Origin of the sequence: Paragemmobacter amnigenus (genome assembly GCF_009908265.2) — a bacterium.
Taxonomy (GTDB): domain Bacteria; phylum Pseudomonadota; class Alphaproteobacteria; order Rhodobacterales; family Rhodobacteraceae; genus Paragemmobacter; species Paragemmobacter amnigenus.
In genome coordinates this window covers 73,280-96,228 of the sequence record NZ_JAAATX020000007.1, presented here as the reverse complement: position 1 = coordinate 96,228, position 22,949 = coordinate 73,280, and the positions used below count along the sequence as shown (strand labels likewise).

General features: G+C 66.8%; 23 protein-coding genes. 11 read left to right on the top strand and 12 right to left on the bottom strand.

What is annotated here, in order from left to right; translation table 11 throughout:
- Window positions 1-21 precede the first annotated feature (21 nt).
- Together GU927_RS11190 and mfd are read left to right on the top strand one after the other, a co-directional pair.
- A complete protein-coding gene (locus GU927_RS11190) occupies window positions 22-531 on the top strand; it encodes a component of SufBCD complex (RefSeq protein ID WP_232489196.1) in 510 nt (169 codons plus the stop codon).
- A 61-nt stretch (window positions 532-592) separates the two neighbouring features.
- Window positions 593-4,036 carry a transcription-repair coupling factor gene (gene mfd, locus GU927_RS11185; protein WP_161762535.1) on the top strand — a complete coding sequence of 1,148 codons (3,444 nt, stop codon included), beginning with the start codon at window positions 593-595 and terminating at the stop codon, window positions 4,034-4,036.
- Window positions 4,037-4,056: 20 nt separating this feature from the next.
- On the opposite strand, the gene GU927_RS11180 is transcribed toward mfd, so the two are convergent.
- The 3 genes from GU927_RS11180 to GU927_RS11170 form a co-directional block, all read right to left on the bottom strand.
- Window positions 4,057-5,271, bottom strand: a complete 1,215-nt coding sequence (locus GU927_RS11180; protein ID WP_232489195.1) for a multidrug effflux MFS transporter — start codon at window positions 5,269-5,271, stop codon at window positions 4,057-4,059.
- Window positions 5,272-5,440: 169 nt separating this feature from the next.
- A complete protein-coding gene (locus GU927_RS11175) occupies window positions 5,441-6,109 on the bottom strand; it encodes a DsbA family oxidoreductase (protein ID WP_161762534.1) in 669 nt (222 codons plus the stop codon).
- Window positions 6,110-6,112: 3 nt separating this feature from the next.
- Complete coding sequence (locus GU927_RS11170) at window positions 6,113-7,633, bottom strand: class I adenylate-forming enzyme family protein (RefSeq protein WP_161762533.1); 1,521 nt, start codon at window positions 7,631-7,633, stop codon at window positions 6,113-6,115.
- Window positions 7,634-7,696: 63 nt separating this feature from the next.
- On the opposite strand from GU927_RS11170, the gene GU927_RS11165 reads away from it, so the two are divergent.
- The gene (locus GU927_RS11165) at window positions 7,697-8,320 is read left to right on the top strand and encodes a helix-turn-helix domain-containing protein (RefSeq protein ID WP_161762532.1); all 624 of its coding nucleotides are present in this window, start codon (window positions 7,697-7,699) and stop codon (window positions 8,318-8,320) included.
- A 102-nt stretch (window positions 8,321-8,422) separates the two neighbouring features.
- Here GU927_RS11165 and GU927_RS11160 read toward each other — a convergent pair whose 3' ends face one another.
- The 3 genes from GU927_RS11160 to GU927_RS11150 are packed head-to-tail and all read right to left on the bottom strand — an operon-like array spanning window position 8,423 to window position 10,882.
- Window positions 8,423-8,887, bottom strand: coding sequence for a four-helix bundle copper-binding protein (locus GU927_RS11160; protein WP_217765598.1), 465 nt, complete (start codon window positions 8,885-8,887; stop codon window positions 8,423-8,425).
- A 55-nt stretch (window positions 8,888-8,942) separates the two neighbouring features.
- Window positions 8,943-9,062 carry an entericidin EcnA/B family protein gene (locus tag GU927_RS11155; RefSeq protein WP_161762531.1) on the bottom strand — a complete coding sequence of 40 codons (120 nt, stop codon included), beginning with the start codon at window positions 9,060-9,062 and terminating at the stop codon, window positions 8,943-8,945.
- An 8-nt stretch (window positions 9,063-9,070) separates the two neighbouring features.
- Window positions 9,071-10,882 (bottom strand): extracellular solute-binding protein, encoded by a 1,812-nt coding sequence (locus GU927_RS11150; RefSeq protein WP_161762530.1) that lies wholly within the window; start codon window positions 10,880-10,882, stop codon window positions 9,071-9,073.
- Between the two features lie 264 nt (window positions 10,883-11,146).
- Here GU927_RS11150 and GU927_RS11145 point away from each other — a divergent pair, with 264 nt between their 5' ends.
- The 3 genes from GU927_RS11145 to GU927_RS11135 all read left to right on the top strand — a co-directional run bounded on the left by GU927_RS11145 (window position 11,147) and on the right by GU927_RS11135 (window position 12,802).
- Complete coding sequence (locus GU927_RS11145; RefSeq protein ID WP_161762529.1) at window positions 11,147-11,920, top strand: 3-hydroxybutyrate dehydrogenase; 774 nt, start codon at window positions 11,147-11,149, stop codon at window positions 11,918-11,920.
- A gap of 97 nt (window positions 11,921-12,017) precedes the next feature.
- Window positions 12,018-12,548, top strand: a complete 531-nt coding sequence (locus GU927_RS11140; RefSeq protein ID WP_161762528.1) for a hypothetical protein — start codon at window positions 12,018-12,020, stop codon at window positions 12,546-12,548.
- A gap of 59 nt (window positions 12,549-12,607) precedes the next feature.
- Entirely contained in the window at window positions 12,608-12,802 is a 195-nt protein-coding gene (locus GU927_RS11135) for a hypothetical protein (protein ID WP_161762527.1), read from the top strand.
- 12 nt (window positions 12,803-12,814) lie between these two features.
- On the opposite strand, the gene GU927_RS11130 is transcribed toward GU927_RS11135, so the two are convergent.
- The 4 genes from GU927_RS11130 to GU927_RS11115 all read right to left on the bottom strand — a co-directional run bounded on the left by GU927_RS11130 (window position 12,815) and on the right by GU927_RS11115 (window position 15,948).
- Entirely contained in the window at window positions 12,815-13,495 is a 681-nt protein-coding gene (locus GU927_RS11130) for a DUF502 domain-containing protein (RefSeq protein ID WP_161762526.1), read from the bottom strand.
- Between the two features lie 62 nt (window positions 13,496-13,557).
- Window positions 13,558-14,469 (bottom strand): pseudouridine-5'-phosphate glycosidase, encoded by a 912-nt coding sequence (locus GU927_RS11125; RefSeq protein WP_217765597.1) that lies wholly within the window; start codon window positions 14,467-14,469, stop codon window positions 13,558-13,560.
- 1 nt (window position 14,470) lies between these two features.
- Window positions 14,471-15,055, bottom strand: coding sequence for a DUF1349 domain-containing protein (locus GU927_RS11120; RefSeq protein WP_161762525.1), 585 nt, complete (start codon window positions 15,053-15,055; stop codon window positions 14,471-14,473).
- Window positions 15,052-15,948: a PfkB family carbohydrate kinase gene (locus GU927_RS11115; protein WP_161762524.1), complete on the bottom strand. Its 897-nt coding sequence runs from the start codon at window positions 15,946-15,948 to the stop codon at window positions 15,052-15,054. The genes GU927_RS11120 and GU927_RS11115 overlap by 4 nt, the downstream gene beginning before the upstream one ends.
- Window positions 15,949-16,014: 66 nt before the next feature.
- Here GU927_RS11115 and GU927_RS11110 point away from each other — a divergent pair, with 66 nt between their 5' ends.
- The 3 genes from GU927_RS11110 (at window position 16,015) to tsf (ending at window position 18,528) form a co-directional block, all read left to right on the top strand.
- The gene (locus GU927_RS11110; RefSeq protein ID WP_161762523.1) at window positions 16,015-16,566 is read left to right on the top strand and encodes a GNAT family N-acetyltransferase; all 552 of its coding nucleotides are present in this window, start codon (window positions 16,015-16,017) and stop codon (window positions 16,564-16,566) included.
- A 235-nt stretch (window positions 16,567-16,801) separates the two neighbouring features.
- Entirely contained in the window at window positions 16,802-17,560 is a 759-nt protein-coding gene (rpsB, locus tag GU927_RS11105) for a 30S ribosomal protein S2 (RefSeq protein WP_161762522.1), read from the top strand.
- A gap of 71 nt (window positions 17,561-17,631) precedes the next feature.
- A complete protein-coding gene (gene tsf, locus GU927_RS11100) occupies window positions 17,632-18,528 on the top strand; it encodes a translation elongation factor Ts (RefSeq protein WP_161762521.1) in 897 nt (298 codons plus the stop codon).
- Window positions 18,529-18,893: 365 nt separating this feature from the next.
- Here the strand turns inward: tsf and GU927_RS11095 are convergent, their stop codons facing one another.
- On the bottom strand, window positions 18,894-19,691 hold the full coding sequence (locus GU927_RS11095; protein ID WP_161762520.1) for a helix-turn-helix transcriptional regulator: 798 nt from the start codon (window positions 19,689-19,691) through the stop codon (window positions 18,894-18,896).
- A gap of 128 nt (window positions 19,692-19,819) precedes the next feature.
- Here GU927_RS11095 and GU927_RS11090 point away from each other — a divergent pair, with 128 nt between their 5' ends.
- Entirely contained in the window at window positions 19,820-20,992 is a 1,173-nt protein-coding gene (locus GU927_RS11090) for an NAD(P)/FAD-dependent oxidoreductase (RefSeq protein WP_161762519.1), read from the top strand.
- A gap of 22 nt (window positions 20,993-21,014) precedes the next feature.
- Here the strand turns inward: GU927_RS11090 and rpe are convergent, their stop codons facing one another.
- Window positions 21,015-21,704: a ribulose-phosphate 3-epimerase gene (rpe, locus tag GU927_RS11085; protein WP_161762518.1), complete on the bottom strand. Its 690-nt coding sequence runs from the start codon at window positions 21,702-21,704 to the stop codon at window positions 21,015-21,017.
- Window positions 21,705-21,930: 226 nt separating this feature from the next.
- Between rpe and GU927_RS11080 the strand changes: the two genes are divergently transcribed.
- Entirely contained in the window at window positions 21,931-22,941 is a 1,011-nt protein-coding gene (locus GU927_RS11080) for a LacI family DNA-binding transcriptional regulator (protein WP_161762517.1), read from the top strand.
- Window positions 22,942-22,949 lie beyond the last annotated feature (8 nt).

Here is a 22,949-nt window from a genome sequence, read left to right as displayed (position 1 = left end):
CGGGTTTTGGACTGGTACAGAATGATTTTCGAAGTGATCGACATGCGGTCCTTCTCGAACCTGTGGTTCTGGATCGCTCTGGCGGTCCTGTGGTCCACGACCAGCCATTTCGTCCTCGGCGTGCCGCACGATCTCTTCCGCCGCGCCCTGCGCGAAGGTGGCCAGCCCCTGACCGATACCGAACATCTGGCCCATATCTATTGCCGCCGCCTGCTCTACATCACGCGCATGGGGGGGCTTTTCCTCGTGGCCTTCCTGTCCTTCCTGACCACGGGCCTTTTGGTTCTGGCCGTGGTCTACGGCATCGAATTCGCCCAAGCGCTGCTCTGCCTGCTTGTGCCGCTGCTGCTCGTGGGGTTTCTGAACCTGCGCGCAAGCCGCGCGGTAGAACGCGACGCGCTGACGGGCGATGACCTTCTCGCGCTCCTGCGCCGCCACCGCATGGCGCTGCAGACCGTGGGCATGTTCGCCATCTTCTTCACCGGCATGTTCGGTATGTTCCAGAACGTCACCCGCGGCGTCTTCGGCTGACCGACCCCGCACCGCGCCGAAATCCGTTGACGCCGCCGCCCCGGCGGTTAAGTCACGCGCCATGCAGACAGCTTCCCGCATCCTCCTCGGTGGCGCGCCCGAAGGCTTCGACGCCCGCCTCCTGTCCCGCGAACTGGACAAGGGCACGCCCGTCATCCACATCGCCCGCGATGACAAGCGGGCCGAGGCGATGGCGGCGGCCCTTGCCGTCATGGCGCCCAAGGCGCTGGTGCTCGACCTGCCCGCATGGGACTGCCTGCCCTATGACCGCGTCTCGCCCAATCCCGCCATCCTTGCCCGCCGCATGGCGACGCTGGCCGCGCTGGCCGACGGCATCAAGGGCCCCTTCGTCCTTCTGACCACGCTCAACGCCGCCACCCAGCGCCTTCCCGCGCGCGAGGTGATCCGCGGCGCCTCATTTTCCGCCCGCGTGGGGGACAGGGTGGATGAGGGCCGCCTCAAATCCTTCCTCGCGCGCATGGGCTTCACCCCCGTCTCCACCGTGGCCGAACCCGGTGACTTCGCCGTGCGCGGCGGCATCGTGGACATCTGGCCGCCAGGCAACCGCACGCCCATCCGGCTGGATTTCTTCGGCGATGTGCTGGACGGCGCGCGCCGCTTCGACCCCGACACGCAGCGCACCACCGACAAGCTGACCGCCGTCGATTTCGCGCCCATGTCCGAAATCATCCTGGACGAGGCCGCCATCACCCGCTTCCGCCAGTCCTACCGTCTGGAATTCGGGGCAGGGGGATCGGACGACCCGCTGTATGAGGCCGTCAGCGCAGGCCGCAAGCATCAGGGGATGGAACACTGGCTACCCTTCTTCCACGACCGTCTGGAAACGCTCTTCGACTATCTCCCCGACGCCACCGTCATGCTGGATGACCAGATCACGCCCGCGCGCCTGTCGCGCTGGGAAGGGATCGAGGATCAATATGACGCCCGACGCGAGGCGATGACGGCCAAGGGGCGGCTCGACTCCGTCTACAAACCCTGCGCGCCCGGCCTTCTCTATCTCGACGATCCAGCGTGGGAGGCTGCGACCGCCCCCCACCGCCTGATCCAGCTTTCCCCCAACCCGCAATCGCCGGGGCCGGGCGTTCTGGATGCAGGCGGCCGTCTGGGCCGCAACTTCGCCCCCGAACGCCAACAGGAAAACATAAGCCTTTTTGGGGCCTTGTCCGCCCATGTGAAGGAGTTGCTTCAAGACCGCCACGTCATCATCGCCTCATGGTCCGACGGTGCGCGCGAAAGGCTCGAAGGGCTGCTTTTCGATCAGGGCGTCACCGGCGCAAAACGCATCAAGGACATGCGCGAAGTGCCTGACGGCAAAGGCGGATTGTTCCTGCTCGTCTGGGCACTGGAATCTGGTTTCACCGCCCCGGGCCTTGCCGTCATCTCCGAACAGGACGTGCTGGGCGACCGGCTGGTCAGCAAACCCAAACGCAAGCGCAAGGCCGAGAATTTCCTGCGCGAGGTCGACAGCCTCACCCCCGGCGACCTTGTGGTGCATGTCGAACACGGGGTTGGCCGCTATCTCGGCATCGAAACCATCACCGCGCTCGGGGCCCCCCATGCCTGCGTGGCGCTGGAATATGCCGAAGGCGCGAAACTCTACCTGCCGGTCGAGAATATCGAACTCCTCTCCCGCTACGGCCATGAAGAGGGGCTTCTCGACCGCCTCGGCGGCGGGGCATGGCAGGCCAAGAAGGCGAAACTCAAGGAACGCATCCGCGAAATCGCCGACCGCCTCATGCGCATCGCCGCCGAACGCGCGTTGCGCCATGCGCCGATACTGGAGGCGCCCCATTCCCTGTGGGAAGCCTTCGCCGCCCGCTTTCCGTGGCAGGAAACCGACGACCAGCTTTCCGCCATCGCCGATGTCGTGGCCGATCTGGAATCCGGCCGCCCCATGGACCGCCTCATCGTGGGCGACGTGGGCTTCGGCAAGACCGAGGTTGCCATGCGCGCGGCCTTCGTCGCCGCCCTGGCCGGCATGCAGGTCGCCGTCGTCTGCCCCACCACGCTGCTGGCCCGCCAGCACTACCGCAGCTTCGCCGAACGCTTCCGCGGCTTTCCCATCACCGTCAAACCCCTCTCGCGCTTTGTCTCGGCCAAAGAGGCGAAGGCCACGCGCGAAGGTCTGGCCGCAGGCACGGTCGACATCTGCGTCGGCACCCATGCGCTGCTCGCCAAGGACATCCGCTTCAAATCGCTGGGCCTCCTCATCATCGACGAGGAACAGCATTTCGGCGTCGCCCACAAGGAACGGCTGAAAGAGATGCGGTCGGAAATCCACGTCCTGACCCTGACCGCCACCCCCATCCCGCGCACCCTGCAACTCTCGCTCACCGGCGTGCGCGACCTCTCCATCATCGCAACCCCCCCCGTCGACCGCCTTGCGATCCGCACCTATGTCAGCGAATTCGACCCCGTCACCCTGCGCGAGGCGCTCTTGCGCGAACGCTATCGCGGTGGCCAATCCTTCATCGTCGTCCCCCGCATCGCCGACCTGCCCGAGATCGAGGATTTCCTGCGCACCCACGTGCCGGAAGTCACCTATGTCATCGCCCACGGCCAACTCGCCGCGGGCGACCTCGACGAGAAGATGAACGAATTTTACGACGGCAAATATGACGTGCTGCTCTCCACCACCATCGTTGAATCCGGCCTCGACATCCCCACCGCCAACACGATGATCATCCACCGCGCCGACATGTTCGGCCTCAGCCAACTCTACCAGATCCGCGGCCGCGTGGGCCGCGCCAAGACCCGCGCCTATTGCTTCCTGACCACGCGCCCCCGCGCGCCCCTGACCCCGCAGGCGATGAAACGCCTCCGCCTGCTGGGCAGCCTCGACAGCCTCGGCGCGGGCTTCAACCTCGCCTCCCACGACCTCGACCTGCGCGGGGCGGGGAACCTCTTGGGAGAGGAACAGTCCGGCCATATCAAGGAAGTCGGCTATGAACTTTACCAGCAGATGCTGGAAGACACGATCGCCAAGCTGAAATCCGGCGAACTCGCCGGTCCCGCCGCGCTCGACGACCAATGGGCGCCGCAGATCAACCTCGGCGTGCCGGTGCTGATCCCCGAGGATTACATCGCCGACCTCGACATCCGCCTCGGCCTCTATCGCCGCCTGACGACCCTCACGACCAAGGTGGAACTCGAAGGCTTCGCCGCCGAACTGATCGACCGTTTCGGTCCCCTCCCGCGCGAGGTGAACACGCTGCTGCTCATCATGCGGATCAAGTCGATGTGCAAACGCGCTGGAATCAGCCGTCTGGATGCCGGGCCGAAGGGGGCCACCGTGCAATTCCACAACGACAAATTCGCCAATCCGGCGGGGCTGGTGGATTTCATCAAGGCCGATCCCATGGCGCGCGTGCAGGGCAACAAGATCGTCCTGTCCCGCGACTGGAAGACCGAAGGCGACCGCATCAAGGGCGCCTTCGCCATCGCCAAGGATCTTGCGGAAAAGGTGGTCAAGCCGAAGGCGTAGGATGGGCAATATTGCCCATTCTACCGCGGCATCACCCGCATCAACCCCCATCCCGCAAGGGCAAACACGGCCACCCCGCCCATCAGCGGATAGGCCGTCCCGTCGAACATCAACCCCACAGGCGCCGCCAGCACGACCGAGGCAACCGTGGCAATCGCCCCCATCACGCTCGCCGCCATCCCCGCGATATGCCCCACCGGCTCCAGCCCCAGCGCATTCAGGTTGCCGATGGTCAGCCCCACCATGAAGAACACCCCCGTCGTCCACAAAAGATGCGCCGGAAAGGCAAGTGCTGGCGGCCAGACGCCCCCCGCCTTGGCCGCCAGCATCACGGCCGAAAACACCACCTGCGCCCCCAGCGTCACCGTCACCATCCGCCGCATCCCCAACCGCACGACCAGCCGCGCGTTGATAAGGCTCGCCGTCCCCGACACCACCGCGATCAGCGCAAACCACAGCGGGAACCGCTCGCCCTCGCCATGGACCTGGTCAAGGATCGGCTGCGTGGCCGAAAGCGTGGCGAAGAGACAGGCAAAAACCAGCGTCTGCACCGCGATGGACAGCACCACCACACGATGCGACAGCACCTCGACAAAGGCCGCCCGCAGCACCTGCCACCGCAAGGGCCGCCGCGCCGTGGCGGGCACCGTTTCGGGCTGGCGCAGCCAGAACCACAGCATCGACAGCGCCGAAAAGACGACAAAGGCAAGGAAGATCCCCCGCCATCCCGCCACCCAGATGATCCCCTGCCCGATGAAGGGCGCAACCGCCGGCACCAGCGTGAAGATCATCATCGCGAAACTGACGACCCGCGCCATCTCGCGCCCCTTGTACAGGTCGCGCACCAGCGCCAGCGACACCACCCGCGGCCCCGCCGACCCCAAACCCTGCAACAGCCGCGCGACCAGCACCCCCTCCAGCGTGGGCGAGACATAGGCGACCAGCGCCGACACACAGTAAAGCGCCGCCCCCGCAAGGATCACCGGCCGTCGGCCAAAGGCATCCGACAGCGGCCCCGCAAACAGCGTCCCGATCCCCATGCCCAGCACGAAGGAGGTCAGGATCAGCTGCGCCGCATTGGGCGCTTCGGGCGAAAGCTCTGCCGCGATCTCGGGCAGGGCGGGCAGCATCGCGTCGATGGAAAAGGCGATGGTGGCGAAGAGGACCGCGATCAGCCCGATGAATTCGACCTGCCCCATGCGGGGCGCGACGGTGGGGGTGGATATCTGTGCCATCTGCGCCGCTTAGCATGGCAGGACAGGGCGGACCACCACCCCCCGCGCACAAGGCCGCGACATCTTGCGCACAGGCGGGCGCACCGGTTGCCCCCGCCCGACCCCGCCCCGGGCCTGACCCGGGGCCTCCGGTCGATGCGGACGCGCCGGTCGAAAAAGAGGCCCCGGGTCAAGCCCGGGGCGCGTCGTCAGTCCGAGCCTCGGTCGCCAGCTTTTCCACCAGCTCGTCGATCACCTGCTGCCAGACCTCCACCGGCTGCGCGCCCTGCACGACATATTGCTGCGCGATCAGGAAGGTCGGCACCGCGCTGACCCCCTTCTTCCGCGCGTCATAATCCCGCGCCGCGATATCCTCGGCATCGGCATCCGACGCCAGCAGCCGCGCCACCGCCGCCGCATCCAGCCCCACCTCGCCCGCCAGCCGCGCCAGCGTCGCATGGTCCCCGATATCCTCGCCATCGCGCCAATGCGCGCGGAACAGCCGCGCCACCATCGGCGTCTGCCTGCCCTCGATCCCCGCCCAATGGATCAGCCGATGCGCGTCCAGCGTGTTGGGCAGGCGCTTCACCTTCTCCATGTCGATCTCGGCCCCGGCCTTCTTCGCATGCTCGGCCACCTGCAACATCGCCTGGATGGCCCGCTGCTTGCCACCGAACTTGCCCGCCAGATACTCCACCTGATCCACGCCCTCCTTCGGCATGTCGGGATTCAGCTGGAAGGGATGCCACTCGATCCGGAACGGATGCCCGGGGCGGCTTTCCAGCGCGCGGTCAAGGTTGGTCTTGCCGATCAGGCACCAGGGGCAGACGGGGTCGGAAAAGATATCAAGACGGATCATGGCTCACCCTTTCGGCAACAGGCCCTGCAGGGCGCGACGGTTCAGCTTGTTGTTCGCCGAACGGGGCAGGGCGTCAACCCGGCACCACAGCCTCGGCTGCTTCCAGCGCGCAAGGATGCCTCCGGCATGGGCTTGCAGATCGGCCTCGGGGATCGGGTTATCGCTGACATAGAAACAGCCTATGACCCGCACACCCGCCTTCACCTCCACCTCCGCCACCGCGCAATCGACGATGCCCGCACAGGCGGCCATCACCCCCTCCACCTCCAGCGGCGACACGCGGAATCCTCCCGCATTCATCAGATCATCCGCGCGGCCCCGATAGATCACGGCGCCCTCCGCCGTCATCTCGGCCAGATCGCCGGTAACGAACCACTCCCCCCGATACCGCGCCGCCGTCCCCGCCTCATCCCCCAGATAGCCCAGCATCAGCCCCGGGTCCGACCGGTGCACCGCCAGCACCCCCACCGCGCCCCGCGGCACGGGTAACCCATCCTCGCCCAGCACGGCCACGCGCCGCCCCGCCTGCACCCATCCCGCCGTCCCCGCCACCTGCGGCCGGTCGGGCGCGCCCGAGATATAGGTCGACACCTCCGTCATCCCCAACGCCTCATGCACCGCGCGCCCCGTCGCGGCCTCCCACGCGGCCCGTACCTCCGCCCCCATCGCCTCGCCCGCGCTCAGCCCGTGCCGCAGCTTCGGCAGGGCAGGCATCGCCCCCCGCAACATCTGCCGGTAAACCCCCGGTGCGGCGGCAAAGACCGTCACGTCGAAGCGCTTCAACAGCAATGGCAGCGCCGACGCCTCCACCCCCGCAGCAGGCACCATCGCCACCGCCCCCACCGTCCACGGGTCCATCAATCCCGTCCCCAGCGTATAGGTCCAGTTGAACGCCCCCGCATGCAGCACGCGGTCCCCCTCGCCGAACCCTTCCCAGCCGCGATGCATCATCCCCCGCGCCCAGATCGCCCGATGCGCATGCCCCACCGCCTGCGCCCGCCCCGACGTGCCGGACGTGAACACCGCATAGGCCAGCCGCTCCGGATCGCCCATGTCCCAGTCGCAGGGCGCCAGCCCTTCCCAGCCCAGCGCCTCCGCCGCCGTCACCACGGGGCAGGGCAGGGGATCGGGCAGCGCCACGCCGTCCCCCGCGACGACCAGCGCGGGCGCGACCACGGCGGCCATCCGCGTGACCTCCGCCACCGTCAGCGCGGCCGAGGTCGGCACCGGCACCAGCCCCGCCGCCACCGCGCCAAGAAAGGCCACCGGAAAGGCCACCTCGTTCCCCAGCCGCAACAACACGCGATCCCCGGGCCGCAAGCCCCGCGCCAGAAACCCCGTCCCGCAGCCCCGCACCGCCGCCATCAGCCGCGCATAGCTCCACCGCTCGGCCCCCTTGGGGCTGACGATCTGCAGCGCCATCCGGTCGGGAAAACGCGCCGCCGACCGCTCCAGCACATGGCGGGCAAGGTTGAAGGGCGCGGGGCAGGGCGGCCAGGGGCCATCGTCGATCTCGGACAGCATCCCGCCTTTCTAGACCCGCAGCGCGCGGTTGCAAGCATGGGCGCGACACAGTAAGGGGCAGACATGGCCGGATCAGACCCGAAATCCCTCATCCGCATCGCCCGCGAGAACGGGTCCGAACCCCATGTCGCCCCCCTGAACCTCGGCGAACGGGTCCGCGACCTTCGCAAGGCGCGCGGCTGGACGCTGGAACAGGCCGCCACACAGGCGGGTCTTGCCCGCTCGACTCTGTCGAAGATCGAGAACGGCCAGATGTCGCCCACCTACGAGGCGCTCAAGAAACTGGCCGAAGGTCTGGCGATCAGCGTCCCGCAGCTTTTCACGCCGCCGTCCAAGGCACAGGTATCGGGTCGCATGGCAGTGACGAAACAGGGCGAAGGGCAGGCCCACGCGACCGCAACTTATGAACACGAACTGCTCGGCGGGGCGCTGACGCGCAAACAGATGCTGCCCTACCGCGCCCGCATCCGCGCCCGCGATTTCGAGGAATTCGAAGGCTGGGTCCGCCACGACGGAGAGGAATTCCTGTACGTCCTGACCGGCGCGATCCGGCTCTATACCGAATTCTACGAACCCGTGGACCTGCGCCGCGGCGACAGCGCCTATTACGACGCCAGCATGGGCCACAACGTCATCAGCCTGTCGGAAGAGGATGCGACGATCCTCTGGGTGACCTCGCTCACCTGAACGCGAAATCTGGCGCAGATTTCGCGCCGAATTCTGGCGCAGAATTCGGGTTCCCTGCGGAATTTGCGTCAAATTCCGCCGCGATTTCTGCGTCAGGAATCGCTACACCGGCGCATCCGCATTGTCGCCCAGCGGCCCCTCGTCCCCCACCGCATCCGACGGCCCGCCGCCCACATCCCCGATCGCCCGCTGGCAGGCCTGCGCGCAGGCCAGACAGGCCTCGGCGCAGATGCGGCAATGCTCGTGCATCGTGGCGTGCCGCGCGCATTCATCCCCGCACAACCGGCAGGCCGTGGCACAGACCGCCAGCATCTCGGCGATCAGCGCCTCGTTCGATCCGGTCCGCCGCGTCGCCGTCAGTCCGGTCGCCACGCAGACATCGGCGCAATCCAGACAAAGCCGGATGCACTGGCGCATCCGCTCCATATGGTCCTCGGCCAGACAGGCATCCGCACAGGATGTGCAGACCTGTGCACAGCTCAGGCATTCGGCAATGGCCGCGATCAGGTTCTGGGCAACCTTGCCCTGCACATCGGGATGGGTCGCGATGATCTCTTCGGCGCGCATCTGGGCCTCCTTCCGGTTCTCCGGTCGGAACCCCCCGCGCCGCCGACAGGTTCCGCTAGTCGAACAGGTTGCCCACCGCCCGCGCGCCCGCGCTGATATCCTGCCCCGCGCCCTCGACCGTCGCGCACCCTGCCAGCGCCGCCAGCAGCGCGCCCAGAAGACCCATCTTCCTCATGCCTGTCCTCATTCCTGATACCACCAGACCTCGGGCTGGAAGCCCGGCCAATCCCCGTAGAGCGGCAGCCGCTCCGGATATTTCAGCTCCTTGCGATGGGCGAGGCGCGACACATCCGAATACCAGATCGGGATAACATAGCGCCCGCTCGTCAGCACGCGGTCCAGCGCCTGCACCGCCGCGACGAAATCGTCGGGGTTCTTCGACGCCACCATGGTCGCAATCATCGCCTCGGCCGCGGGGGAATTCATCCCCATCCAGTTGCGCGTCCCCGGCTCCGTCACGCCCGCCGACCCCCAGTACAGCGTCTGTTCATTGCCCGGCGACAGCGACAGCGACCGCACATAATGGGTCATGTCAAAGTCGTAATTCGTCGTCCGTTCCTTGTACTGCGCGGAATCCACCGTCACCACCCGCGCCTCGATCCCCAGCCGCTTCAACCCCTCGACATAGATCGTGGCCGCCCCGATGATGTCATCCGCCCCGTTGGTGATCAGGATGTCAAAGGCAAAGGGCTCTCCCTTGTCGTTCTTCAGAACCCCGTCCTGCACCGTCCACCCCGCCTGCTCCAGCAGGTCCGTCGCGGTGCGGATCGCCTTGCGGTTGGCCTCGGTCCCGTCGCCCGCGGGCAGGGCATACCCCTCCAGCGCGCCGGGCAGCAGGCTGTCCGCGAAAGGCGCCAGCAGGTCTGCAACCTTCCCCTCGGCCGGCGCGCCGGGCGTCATGCCCAGCGGCGAGTTCGAGAAATAGCTCTGGATGCGCGGCGGGATGCCCCCGTTCAGCGTCTTGTTCACCAGTTCGAAGTTGAAGGCCGTGATCAGCGCCTCGCGCACCCGCCAGTCGGCGAAGATGGGCTTTCGCGTGTTCATCACGAAACCCTCGATCCCCGAAGGGCGGCTGTGCGGGATGACCGACTTCACGACATCCCCCGCCGCCAAGGCGGGAAAGTCGTATTGCTGCTCCCATTTCACGGGGTTCGTCTCGCGCCAGCTCGTGATCTCGCCCGCCTTGAAGGCCTCGAACACCACGCCCGCATCCCCGAAATAGTCATAGCGGATCTCGTCCAGATTATGCTGCCCGCGGTTGAAGGGCAGCTCCGCCCCCCACCAGTCGGGATTCTTGCGATAGGTGATGAACTTGCCCGGCTCGAACTCCGCCACCACATAGGGCCCCGACCCGACGGGCGCCTCGAGTGTCGAGGCGGTAAAATCCTTCCCCTCCCACTGCGCCTGTTTCAGGATCGGCCGCAGCCCCAGGATCAGCGGCAGCTCCCTGTCCACCGTATTGAAGGTAAAGCGGACCCCGCGCTCTCCCACCTTCTCCACCTTCGCGACCTTGCCATAGGCCGCCGCATAGCGCGGCTGCCCCTTGGTCCCCAGCGTCTCGAAGGACCAGATCACATCCTCCACCGTCACGGGACTCCCGTCCGAGAATCGCGCCTCGGGCCGCAGGGTGAATTCCACGAAGGTCCGGTCCTCGTCGGTCACAACCGATTCGGCCAGAAGCCCGTAAAGCGAGAAGGGCTCGTCGAAGGACCGGCCCAGAAGCGTCTCGATCGTATGGTTGGTGATCCCCGCCGGAGCGATGCCGTTCACGATGAACGGGTTGAGCGAATCGAACCCCCCGCTTTCCCCGAAGGCGATTTTTCCGCCCTTCGGCGCGTCGGGGTTGGCATAGGGCAACGACACAAAATCAGGGGGGAGGGCAGGCTTGCCATACATAGCTATGCCATGCGTATCCCCCGCAGCCATAGCGGGAATCGCCACGCTTGCAACCACCGCGAGCAAACCCCGCAGACCCGTCCTGAACCCCTGTCGCATCACCTCAGACCCCTCGAGCCCTGTTTTCCTTGTGCGCGACCCTAAGCGCGCTTGCCTGCCATTTCAAACTTTTAGCTTGGATACCGGCAACAGGGCGCGTATATAAGGGGCACTGCTCGATAGGTTTCTTGCCTGTATGAAACCTGCCTCAATAACTGAACGCCGGCCTCGCGCCGGCGTTTTTTTATGCGCCACGCTCCCCTGACGGTGGATTTCGCAGCCGCCGCATGACAAACCTTTGCAGGTGCAGCAAAGGGGGCAACCATGATCCTGAAGGGCAAGACCGCCGTCATCACCGGCTCGAATTCGGGCATCGGTCTGGGTGTGGCAATTGAACTGGCGCGGGCCGGTGCGGACATCGTGCTCAACAGCTTCACCGACCGCCCCGAGGACCACGCGCTGGCCGCCCGCATCGGGGCAGAACATGGCATCACCGCCCGCTACATCGCCGCCGACATGGCCGACGGTGCCGCCTGCCGCGCGCTGGTGGAACGGGCAGGGGGCTGCGACATCCTCGTGAACAACGCAGGCATCCAGCATGTGGCCCCCATCGACGAATTCCCCGTGGCGCAATGGGACCGCATCATCGCGATCAACCTGTCGTCTGCCTTCCACACCACCGCCGCGGCGCTTCCCGGCATGCGTGCCCGCGGCTGGGGCCGCATCGTCAACATCGCCTCGGCCCATGGCCTGACGGCCAGCCCCTACAAATCCGCCTATATCGCCGCCAAGCACGGCGTGGTGGGCCTGTCCAAGACCACCGCGCTGGAAACGGCGGGGCAGGGGATCACCTGCAACGCCATCTGCCCCGGCTATGTCCTGACCCCGCTGGTCGAGGCGCAGATCCCCGACCAGATGAAGGTCCACAACATGGACCGCGACACCGTGATCCGCGAAGTGATGCTCACCCGCCAGCCCTCGCGCCAGTTCGCCACCGTGGAACAGATCGGCGGCACCACCGTCTATCTCTGCTCCCCCGCCGCCGATCAGGTCACCGGCACCACGATCAGCGTCGACGGCGGCTGGACCGCGCTCTGATCCCATACCGGCTGGACGCCACGGCGCCCGCAGGCCACGATACACCTGCGCCAGACCACCGGCGCAGGTGCAAGTAACGAGTGACACAGGTGCCGCCTTGGCCAAGGACCTTCCGCGCAGCGCAGCCACGGCGCTTGTCGCCCTCGTGCAGAAGATTTCCCTGCGCGAAGAGGTCGACGAAGCCGAATTGACCCAGCTCATCGAAGCGGTCTGCCAGACCCCGCAAGAGCGGAGCACCCTCCTCATGGCGCTGCGACAGGCCAACGACCCCGACCTGCGCGTGGTGCTGTCCGACCGCCTCCGCACCTTTGCAACCCAGAACCTGTCGAACAGCGAAGGGCTGGCGGGACGGGACAGCGCAGTTGGCCCTTGGATGCAGGGCTTTACCGGAAGCCTCGTCGTGCTGGCCCTTGGCAGCACCTTGACCGGAACCCTGTCGCCAGTCGTTGCGGTTCCGGCCGTGCTGATCGGGACAGCCACGCTTGGTCTGATCACATGGCTCAGACTTCGCAACGCCTCGCGCCGTTCGGCGGCAAAACGGAACGGTGATCTTGCAGGCGATCTTCTGAAAACCCTCGCGGATATCCGGCCAGACTCTGCCGATCCTCCCAAATCGAACCGTAATTGAGGTGGAAATGTCTGCCAAACTTACTACCTTGATCCCGTAGACCGGTAGGGAGTGGCCTGATGTTCGAAACCCCGATCGCAATCGAAACACTCATCGCCACCATCGTGGCGGGTGGAAGCATCGGCGCAGCGGCTTTTTCGGTTCTTGCCTACCGCGACACCCGCCCCAAGGCACCCGCCCGCACGGTCGAAGAGATCGTCCGCGACGCGCCTTACGAGGGGCTCGCCAATATCGTCAAGATCGCCAAGCCCTGACCCGGCCCCCGGTCACTTGACCGCGACCGCCTCCTTCACCGCCGGATAGACCAGCCCGCCCGATACCACGAGCTTGGCCGCCTCGTCCGGCTTCATGTCCAGAAACACCACATCCGCCCGCGGCACATAGATCAGCACACCGGATGTCAGCGGCGTCAGCGCGACGAAGACCGCGATCATCTCGTCCCCGGGCAGCTTCGCCGCGATCTCGCCCTTGGGCGATGACGCGACCAGACCCACCGCCCATGCGCCCTTGCGCGGGAATTCCACCAGACAGGTCCGGTCGAAGGTCTTTTCCTTCTGCGCGAAAACCGTCTCGGTGATCTGCTTCAACCCGCCATAGACCGACCGCACCACCGGCACGCGGTCCACCAGAACCTCGGCCTGCCGCATCAGCGACCGCCCGATGAATCCCCGCGCCATCCAGCCCACCAGCACGGTAAAGACCAGAAACACCGCCACACCCACACCGCGCAGGGGGAAATTCGCCTCGGGTCCGAACAGGCGGTGGACGATCGCCTCGGGCTGATAGGCGGCGGGGATCAGCGGCAATATCCACCCGTCCAGCCAGCCCACGACCGACCAGATCAGCCACAGCGTCAATCCGGTCGGCAGCACGACGACCAGCCCCGTCAGAAAACTCGCCCGCAGCGCGCCCAGAAGGCTCCGCTTCGGCGGCGTGATGTCACTCATTGTTCCGGTTCCCCTGTTGGGGCCAATCTAGGAACCGAAAGCCCACCGCACAACCCAAGGATTCACGCCCCCCGCGCCATCGCCCCCGCAATCGCCGCGCCCAGACGGGCATTGTTCATCACAAGGGCGATATTGGCCTCTAGCGACCGCCCCTCGGTCAGTTCGAAGATGCGCTGCAACAGGAAGGGCGTCACCGCCTTGGCCGCGATCCCCTGCGCCGCCGCCTCGGCCAGCGCGGCCTCGACCACCGGCATGATCTCGGCCCGCGAAATCTCGGCCTCCACGGGGATCGGATTGGCCACAAGCTGCCCGCCCGGCAGCCCCAGCGCAGCCCGCATCCGCGCCGCCGCCGCGATCTGATCGGCGCTGTCCATCCGCAAGGGCGCTTTCAGCCCCGACTCCCGCGACCAGAAGGCGGGGAACTGGTCCTGACCATAGGCGATCACCGGCACCCCCGCCGTCTCCAGCCATTCCAGCGTCTTGGGCAGGTCCAGAATGGCCTTCGCCCCCGCCGCAACCACCGTCACCGCCGTCTGCGCCAGCTCGGGCAGGTCGGCGCTGATGTCGAAACTCGTCTCCGCCCCGCGATGCACGCCGCCGATCCCGCCCGTGGCAAAGACCGGTATCCCCGCCAGCCGCGCGCAGATCATCGTCGCTGCCACCGTCGTCGCCCCCGTCCGCCCCGAGGCGATGCAGGCCGCGATATCCGCGCGCGAAATCTTGGCGACATCCTTCGCCTGACCCAGCGCATCCAGCTCGCCCTCGGTCAGGCCCACATGGATGCGCCCGCCCATCACCGCCATGGTCGCAGGCACCGCACCCTGCGCGCGCACCTCGGCCTCCACCGCCCGCGCGGTTTCGACATTCTGAGGGAACGGCATCCCGTGCGTGATGATCGTCGATTCCAGCGCCACCACCGGCGCGCCATCCTTCAGCGCGCGCGCCACGTCGGGCGCAAAGGTCAGAACATCCATCTCATTCTCCATTATGCAGGTCGCGCGCAATGGCGGGACCGCAGCGATAATCCGAAAATTGCACGCGGAACCGCGCCCGCTCGGGCGAACAGGCCATGATCCCCACCTTGGCCGGCAACCCCGCCGGCAGATAGCCCAGCCGCGCCAGCAGCCAGCCGCCCTCGGGCCGCGCCACATCCACCCGCACCGCATCGCCATGTCGCGACAGCCGCAGCCGCACCCGCGCGGGATCAAAGGGCAGAGGCATCGTCGCCCAATCCGACCGCAGGTTCGTCACCACGGTGGAAAACACCGGCACCCCGTCATTCACCTCGACCCCGCACTTGATCCAGTGCTGGTCCGACAGCAGCATCATCAGCCCCGCCTGATCGTAAAGCGCGCGGTACTTCCCCGCGATGGTGACTTCGGCGGTAAAGTCGCCATGCACGGCCTCCCACAGGAAATGCCCGTTGTCCCGGACGAAGCCGTAAAAGGTCTCGCGCCAGAAATCCGTCCTCTCGCCGGTGACGACCTCGATCCCCCCGGCCATCTCCATCGCCTCTTCCGGCGGGTTCAGCCATGTCATCCGCGCGAACCGGCTGCTCATGACGGCATCTCCCCGCTGACATAGGTCGCCGCCGCACGGATCGCCGCGGCCAGCGCCGCCCGCCGGTCCGCCCCGCGCCGCTCGGCCACGATATGGGCGGCCATGAAGGTATCGCCCGCCCCTGTCACCCGCGTCACCATCACCTTGGGCGGTGCATCCACGATCACGCCCGCGCCGCGCGTCCCCTCGGCACAGGCCCGCCCGCCATCGGTGACCAGCACCCGGGCCGCCCCCCGCGCCAGAAGCCCCTCTGCCGCCGCCCCCGCATCGGCAAAGACCTCGCGCGCGATCAGCCCCGCCTCCTCCAGATTGACGTAAAGCGTCGCCCCCGGATGCCCCATCAGCGGCACCAGCCGCTCTGCCTTGCCCGGCGAGGCGGGCGCAACCCGCAGATCCGCCCCGGCAAACAGCGGCGAGGCCGCGACTTCGGCAAGCAACTGCACCGTCAGGTTTCCGTCCAGCGCGATCAGCCCCCGCCACGGGTCGCCCGCCGACCCCAGCGTGCCGTCCGCCAGCGGCCGCAGGATCTTGTCCCCCGCCGCCTCCAGCGAATGGGCATCCGCCACGGCGGCGATCAACCCGTTCGCCCCCTCCACCGCCATATACTGGTCCGTCGGCAGATCGTCGGACCGATAGGCAAAGCCCGTCTCGACGCCCAGCCGGTCGCAGGCCGCCACCAGCTCGTCCCCCGCCGCATCCCGCCCGACGGCCGTCAGCACCGCAGGCCGCAGCCCCAGCCGCGCCAGCGTCATGGCGATGTTCATCGCCACCCCGCCCGGCAGCCGCGTGATCCGCCCCGGCACGTCCGACCCCTGCCGCATGACGATGGCGGAACGCCCGATGATGTCCCACAGGACCGAACCGATGCAGAGGATGTCGGGTGTCGCGCTCATGCCGCCCATCTAGAGGCGAAGGGCAGGGGCTTTCAACCCGTCCCGCATCGTGCCACACCAAGGCCCATGCCTGACCTGCGCCCCGCCACCAAGGATGACGCCGCCACCATCGTGGCGCTGATGGACATGGCCAGCCACGGCATGGCCCGCGCGCTCTGGGCCGCGCTGGTGCCCGCGGGGCAGGACCTCCACGCCTTCGCCATCGCCCGCGCACAGCGCGAGGCGGGCGGGTTCAGCTACCGCAATACCCGCATCCTGACCGAAGCGGGCGATCCCGCCGGAATGGTGATGTGCTGGCCCCTGCCGCCCGACCCGCTTCCCGCCGCCGACCTGCCCGCCACGGCCCGCCCGCTGGTCGATCTCGAAAACCTCGCCCCGCGCGGCGCGCTCTACATCAACGCCATCGCCGTCTTTCCCGCCTTCCGCCGCCGCGGCTTTGCCCGCCTCCTGCTCGCGCAGGCGGGGCAGGGGCCGCAGGCCCTCATCACCGGTTCCGACAACGCCCCCGCCCTGTCGCTCTACCGCAGCGCGGGCTTCACCGAACAGGCACGACGCCCCGCACAGGGAGACATCCACTGGCAGCCCGCCTTTTTCCACTGGCTCCTCCTCGCCCGCTGAGCGGCACTCTTCTTCGAGGCAACCGGCAAAAACCATTGCGGATTTCTGCCCCCACCCCGCCTGCATCCCCGCAAATCCCAGACCCCACTTGCACATCCCGCCAAAACCCCCTAAAGGCACGCGCACTTCACAGGCGCGGCTTGGGCTCGGCGGGGAGAAATCCCGTCCGGTCCGCCGGTTGCCCCGCAAGGGGTGAAGCAGTCGCGCCAAGGGCTAAACCGGAAAGGAATAGGACATGGCTCTTCCCGAGTTCTCCATGCGTCAGCTGCTTGAAGCTGGCGTCCACTACGGCCACCAGACCGCACGCTGGAACCCCAAGATGGGCGAATACATCTACGGGGACCGCAACGGCATCCACATCATCGACCTGACGCAGACCGTTCCGATGCTGGAACAGGCGCTGAAGGTCGTGCGCGACACCGTCGCCAAGAACGGCCGCATCCTCTTCGTCGGCACCAAGCGTCAGGCCCAGAAGCCGATCGCCGAAGCCGCCGAAAAGTGCGCCCAGTTCTACATGAACCACCGCTGGCTCGGTGGCACCCTGACCAACTGGAAAACCGTCTCGCAATCGATCCAGCGCCTGAAGCAGATCGACGAGCTGATGGCCCATGGCGCCGAAGGCCTGACGAAGAAAGAGCGTCTGAACATGGAACGCGAGCAGGCCAAGCTTCAGGCCTCGCTGGGCGGCATACGTGAGATGGGCGGCACCCCGGACCTGATCTTCATCATCGACGTGGGCAAGGAAGACCTCGCCATCCTCGAGGCGCAGAAGCTCGGCATCCCGGTCGTGGCCGTGGTCGACACCAACTGCTCGCCCAAGGGCGTGGACTACGTGATCCCCGGCAACGACGACGCGGCGCGCGCCATCGCGCTCTACTGCGACCTCGTCGCCCGCGCGGCGCTTGACGGCATGTCCGCACAGCTCGGCGCCGCCGGCATCGACCTCGGCGCGCTGGAAACCGCGCCGGAAGAAGAAGCCGTCGCCGAAGCCTGATCCCCGCCGTTACCGGCGATTTGCCCGGGGGGTATACCTCCCGGGCCATTCTCGAATTTCAGGAGTCTGACATGACGATCACCGCAAGCATGGTGAAGGAACTGCGCGATTCGACCGGCGCAGGGATGATGGATGCCAAGAAGGCGCTGACCGAGACCAACGGCGACATGGAAGCCGCCGTCGACTGGCTGCGCACCAAGGGTCTGGCCAAGGCCGCGAAAAAGGCCGACCGCGTCGCCGCCGAAGGTCTGGTGGGCGTGGCCGTCTCGGGCGGCAAGGGCGTGGCTGTCGAGGTGAACTCGGAAACCGACTTCGTCGGCAAGAACGCCGACTTCCAGGCGCTCGTCCGCGGCATCACCACCGCCGCCCTCGGCGTGTCGGACCTCGAGGCGCTCAAGGGTGCCGCGCTGAACGGCAAGACCGTCGAAGCCTCGCTCACCGACGCCATCGTCACCATCGGGGAAAACATGACCCTGCGCCGCATGGCCTCGGTCGCCGGTGACGCGGTCGCGGCCTATGTCCACACCGCCGCTGCCGACGGCCTCGGCCGCATCGGCGTGCTCGTGGCGCTGAAGGGTGCCGACAACGGCATCGGCAAGCAGATCGCGATGCACATCGCCGCGACCTCGCCGGTCTCGCTGTCCGAAGCCGACATGGACCCCGAAGTCGTCGCCCGCGAACTCGCCGTGCAGACCGCCAAGGCGCTGGAAGAAAACGCGGCCTCGGCCAAGCCGAAGCCCGAAGCCGTGATCCAGAACAACATCATCCCGGGCCGGATGAAGAAGTTCTTCGAGGAATCGACGCTGCTGAACCAGAAGTTCGTCATCAACCCCGACATCACCGTGGCGCAGGCCGCCAAGGATGCGGGCGTCGAAGTCGTGGGCTTCGTCCGCATGGCCGTCGGCGAAGGCATCGAGAAGAAGGAAGAGGATTTCGCCGCCGAAGTCGCCAAGGCGCTTCAGGGCTGATCCCCGCTTCCTGCCAGGACAAAGGCCCGTCCCGAAAGGGGCGGGCCTTTTCCTTTTCAGCCGCCACAGGCGCGGGGATATGGCGCAAAGAAAAACGGTGCAGTCTTTCGACTGCACCGCGTCACAAGGTGCCATACCGTGGGGATTCGGCAGCGGACACCGAACTTTGCCGACCCGGCGGCGGGAAATTTCCGCCGGTCCGACGACAGGGAGGACCGCCCCTCCGGGGGAAAGACGGTCTTGCAGGCAAGATGCGGTGGAAATCGCGCCGTTCACCCTGCCTGCCGTTCCTGGCCGAAGCCACCACTCTCGGAACGTGGGGGCATATCACCCGTTAACGTAAGGTAAGCAAAGTAGGGGATTCCCTACCTTGCGGCGGCCGCAGGCTTGGCGTCTTGGCCAACCCCCTCATCCTTCTGGAAAATCAGGTTCAGCAGCGCCGCCTTCGCCACGGCCTGCGCGGTGGTTTCCACATCCAGCGCCTCGCGCGCCAGACGCAGGTGCTTTTCCACCATCGCGGGCGACACATCCATCAGCACCGCGATATCCTGCATCGTCTTGCCATCCGCCACCCATTCCAGCGCCTCGCGCTGGCGCTGGGTCAGCTGCCGCCCGCGGCTGGTGCCGGGCAGGTGGACGATCTTCAGATGCATCATATTGGCCACCGCCATGATCTCGTCCCGCCGCGCCGACCAGATCGCCTCCACCGCCGCGTGATCCATCCCGGGATCCGCGATCAACCCGAGCGCCCCCTTGGCCCGCGTCGATGTCTCGGGAAAGCTGACCGTGATCCCCGCCGAAATCCCCATGGCCAGATTCTGCCGGACCGCCGCCACCTCGTCCTCGCTCAGCTCGCCCCGCTCCATCGCGCCCTTCACCCAGGCCCAGGTGCAGCCACCCGTATTGCGCTGCGCCCAGTGAAAGACCGGCGTGCGCGCATAAAGCCCGCCCGAGAAATAGCGCCGCGCATATTCCGCATCGGCCGTGGTCAGGAACACCACATCCTCGGGGCTGCCGATGGAGCGGTCATTCAGAAAGCGCGTATAGCCATAATTGACGCGGCCAAACCCGAGACCCGCGAAAAACGCCGTCGCGGTATCCCAGACCTGACCGACCGTCGTCGCCTCGGCAATCCGCGCCAGCAGAGGAAGAACCTCGCTCACGTTCTGTATCCCCAGTGACCCGCGCCAGTCCCCCGCCGCGGGTTGTCCTTGCCCCGCATCCTGTCTAACCAATCACTGGCCCGCCTGTCGAGAGAAAGGCGACCGAGTCGCAACGGAGTTAACGGATCATGAAGGCTGACGTGGTGGTGATCGGCGGTGCGGTCATGGGGGCCTCCGTCGCCTTCTGGCTGACCAGACTGCAGCCCGGCCTGGACGTGCTGGTCGTCGAACGCGACCCCACCTTCGCCCGTGCCTCCACCGCGCTGGCCGCGGCAGGCATCCGGCAGCAATTCTCCAACCCCGTGAATGTCGAAATCTCGCGCTTCGGCATCCAGTTCATCAAGAACTTCCAGTCGCATCTCGGCCATGACGTCGGCATCCCCGACCTGTCCTTGCGCGAAAACGGCTATCTCTTCCTCACCCGCACGGCCGAGGGGCTGCAAACCCTCACCGACCTCGCCGCCCTGCAACGCGACCACGGCGCCGCGACCGAAATCTGGACACCCGAACAGACCGCCGCCCGCTTTCCGTGGCTCAATACCCAAGACCTGACCGGTGCCAGCTTCGGCCCGCGAGACGAAGGTTTCTTCGACAATATGGGCCTTCTCAACGGCTTCCGCGCCGCCGCCCGGGCGCAGGGCGCGCGCTTCGTCACCGGCACCGTCACCGGCCTGACCGTCGAATCCGGCCGCATCACGGGGGTCACGCTGGGGCAGGGGGGGCACGTCGCAACCCCCGTCGCCGTCAACGCCGCAGGCCCCCGCGCCGCGCAGATCCTGCGCATGGCGGGCCTCGACATCGCCATCGAACCGCGCAAGCGCACCGTCTTCGTCATCGACGCGCCCAATGCCCGCATCCCCTCGGCGCCCCTGATGATCGACCGCGACTACTGGATCAGGCCCGAACACCAGCAATGGATCACCGCCACCGTGCCCGCCGATGACGGCCCCTGCGATGCCGATGATTTCGACCCCGACCTGCACCTGTGGGAAGAGGTGATCTGGCCCGCCCTCTGGCACCGCGCGCCGGGCTTCGACGCGGTCAAGGTGATCCGCCACTGGGTCGGCCACTATGCCTATAACGTGCTGGACCAGAACGCCGTCCTCGGACCGCATCCGGCCCTGCCGAACCTCTACCTCGTCAACGGCTTTTCAGGCCACGGCCTGCAACAGTCGCCCGCCGTGGGGCGGGGTCTGGCCGAACACATCCTTACCGGAAACTGGCAGACGCTCGATCTGTCCGACCTCTCGGTCGAACGCATGATCGAAGGCCGTTCCTTCGCCGAGGCGGCCGTGGTCTGAAACGGGGCAGGGTGGCGCGGTCCTACAGCGCCGCCTCTGCCGCCTTGCGGATCGCGCGGATATTCTCGCCATAGGGCGCAGGATTGGCCACCGACCCGCCCTTGAACACGGCCGACCCCGCCACCAGCACATCCGCCCCCGCCGCCGCAACCAGCGGCGCGGTTTCCACCGTCACGCCACCGTCGATCTCGATATGGATGGGCCGGTCACCGATCATGGCGCGCAAGGAACGCACCTTATCCACTTGGGAATGAATGAATTTCTGCCCGCCAAAGCCCGGATTGACCGTCATCACGCAGATCAGGTCGACCATGTCCAAAAGATGCGCCACCGCATCGATCCCAGTGCCGGGGTTCAGCGCAAGACCCGCCTTTTTCCCTTCGTTCCGGATGGCTTGCAGCGTGCGGTGGATGTGCGGTCCGGCCTCCAGATGCGCGGTGATCACATCGGCACCGGCCTTGGCATAGGCCTCGATATAGGGATCGACCGGCGCGATCATCAGATGGACATCCATCACGCCCCTGATATGCGGCCGGATGGCCGCGCACATCGCGGGGCCAAAGGTCAGGTTCGGCACGAAATGCCCGTCCATCACATCCACATGCACCCAATCCGCGCCCTGATCCTCGATCGCGCGGCACTCGGCGCCGAAATTGGCAAAGTCGGCAGAAAGGATCGAAGGGGCGATCTTGATCGCGCGGGAAAAGGCCATGTCAGGCTCCGGATATCCAGCAGGGGTTGGCGTTGCGCCGCTTCTAGCGCAAAGTCTGGTGCAAGGCCAGAACGCCTCTGCTGCATGTCGTATATTACATAATATTGATTATGCGTATAACGTATGGGTCCTTTCTCCCATATTGATAATTGAATTTCCGCACCCACGTTACCCACTGCCGCAGGCTCCGGCCCGGTACGATTGCCCTTCCCCTACCGGTCGCCTGATGGACAGCCTGCCAACCAAACCCGCAACCCTGAAACAGATCGCCGCGCGGCTGGGACTGTCCGTCACGACCGTCGCACGCTCGCTCCGCGATGGCCACAAGATCAGCCCGCAGACCGTCGCACGTGTCCGCGCCACGGCGCAGCAACTGGGCTATGTCCGCAACCGCGACGGCCTGCGCCTGCGGACAGGACGCACCATGACGCTGCTCGCGCTCCTCGGCTCCTCCGACGATGCCGAGGTCGGCGATCCCGGCACCTCGGGCCTGCTCTCGGGCATGCAGTCGCGACTTGCGGGCACCGATTACATCCTGCACAGCCTGCCCATCCATATCGACGACCGCAGCCCCGCCCGCCTTGCCGCCATCCTGCGCGACAACCCCGCCGACGGCGTCATCATCGACCATATCGAACCCGACGACCCCCGCGTCGCCCTGCTCGAACGGCTGAACCTGCCCTTCGTCACCTTCGGCCGGACCGGACCCGACGCCACCCATCCCTATTTCGAAATCGACAACATCCACGCCGCCCATCAGGGCACCGCCTCGCTCCTTGCACGCGGCTACCGCCGCCCCATGCTTGTCGAGGCATCGCCCGCCCTGAACTTTGCCAGCGAACGCCTCACGGGCTACCGCAACGCCCTGGCCGAGGCCGACATTCCCTTCGACCCCGCCCTCGTCCTGCACTGCCCGACCGATGCCGCCGCCATCCGCCGCGCCGTGGCCGCATCCTTGGCCGACACCACCCCCGACAGCTTCGTCTGCTCGAACGAGATTTTCCTCTTCGGCACCCTCGCGGGCCTGCGCGATACCGGCCTCTCCCCCGCGACCCGCGGCTTCACCCTGCGCGCCGCCACCAATCTCGGCGCCTATCTGGGCCTGCCGCTGACCACGTCCTTCTACGCCCGCCACAGTGTGGGCCATGCGCTGGCCGACCTGCTCCTGCGCCGTCTCGCAGGCGAAGACCCGCTTGACCTGCGCCGCGTGGTCCAGACGGAACTGCGGTCCTATTAAGGGGAAAT

Bases quoted from the DNA above. Each gene is read 5' to 3' on its own strand.
- GU927_RS11190 (WP_232489196.1), top strand. From the start codon at position 22: ATGATTTTCGAAGTGATCGACATGCGGTCCTTCTCGAACCTGTGGTTC.
- mfd (WP_161762535.1), top strand. From the start codon at position 593: ATGCAGACAGCTTCCCGCATCCTCCTCGGTGGCGCGCCCGAAGGCTTC.
- GU927_RS11180 (WP_232489195.1), bottom strand. From the start codon at position 5,271: ATGGCACAGATATCCACCCCCACCGTCGCGCCCCGCATGGGGCAGGTC.
- GU927_RS11175 (WP_161762534.1), bottom strand. From the start codon at position 6,109: ATGATCCGTCTTGATATCTTTTCCGACCCCGTCTGCCCCTGGTGCCTG.
- GU927_RS11170 (WP_161762533.1), bottom strand. From the start codon at position 7,633: ATGCTGTCCGAGATCGACGATGGCCCCTGGCCGCCCTGCCCCGCGCCC.
- GU927_RS11165 (WP_161762532.1), top strand. From the start codon at position 7,697: ATGGCCGGATCAGACCCGAAATCCCTCATCCGCATCGCCCGCGAGAAC.
- GU927_RS11160 (WP_217765598.1), bottom strand. From the start codon at position 8,887: ATGCGCGCCGAAGAGATCATCGCGACCCATCCCGATGTGCAGGGCAAG.
- GU927_RS11155 (WP_161762531.1), bottom strand. From the start codon at position 9,062: ATGAGGAAGATGGGTCTTCTGGGCGCGCTGCTGGCGGCGCTGGCAGGG.
- GU927_RS11150 (WP_161762530.1), bottom strand. From the start codon at position 10,882: ATGCGACAGGGGTTCAGGACGGGTCTGCGGGGTTTGCTCGCGGTGGTT.
- GU927_RS11145 (WP_161762529.1), top strand. From the start codon at position 11,147: ATGATCCTGAAGGGCAAGACCGCCGTCATCACCGGCTCGAATTCGGGC.
- GU927_RS11135 (WP_161762527.1), top strand. From the start codon at position 12,608: ATGTTCGAAACCCCGATCGCAATCGAAACACTCATCGCCACCATCGTG.
- GU927_RS11130 (WP_161762526.1), bottom strand. From the start codon at position 13,495: ATGAGTGACATCACGCCGCCGAAGCGGAGCCTTCTGGGCGCGCTGCGG.
- GU927_RS11125 (WP_217765597.1), bottom strand. From the start codon at position 14,469: ATGGATGTTCTGACCTTTGCGCCCGACGTGGCGCGCGCGCTGAAGGAT.
- GU927_RS11120 (WP_161762525.1), bottom strand. From the start codon at position 15,055: ATGAGCAGCCGGTTCGCGCGGATGACATGGCTGAACCCGCCGGAAGAG.
- GU927_RS11115 (WP_161762524.1), bottom strand. From the start codon at position 15,948: ATGAGCGCGACACCCGACATCCTCTGCATCGGTTCGGTCCTGTGGGAC.
- GU927_RS11110 (WP_161762523.1), top strand. From the start codon at position 16,015: ATGCCTGACCTGCGCCCCGCCACCAAGGATGACGCCGCCACCATCGTG.
- rpsB (WP_161762522.1), top strand. From the start codon at position 16,802: ATGGCTCTTCCCGAGTTCTCCATGCGTCAGCTGCTTGAAGCTGGCGTC.
- tsf (WP_161762521.1), top strand. From the start codon at position 17,632: ATGACGATCACCGCAAGCATGGTGAAGGAACTGCGCGATTCGACCGGC.
- GU927_RS11090 (WP_161762519.1), top strand. From the start codon at position 19,820: ATGAAGGCTGACGTGGTGGTGATCGGCGGTGCGGTCATGGGGGCCTCC.
- rpe (WP_161762518.1), bottom strand. From the start codon at position 21,704: ATGGCCTTTTCCCGCGCGATCAAGATCGCCCCTTCGATCCTTTCTGCC.
- GU927_RS11080 (WP_161762517.1), top strand. From the start codon at position 21,931: ATGGACAGCCTGCCAACCAAACCCGCAACCCTGAAACAGATCGCCGCG.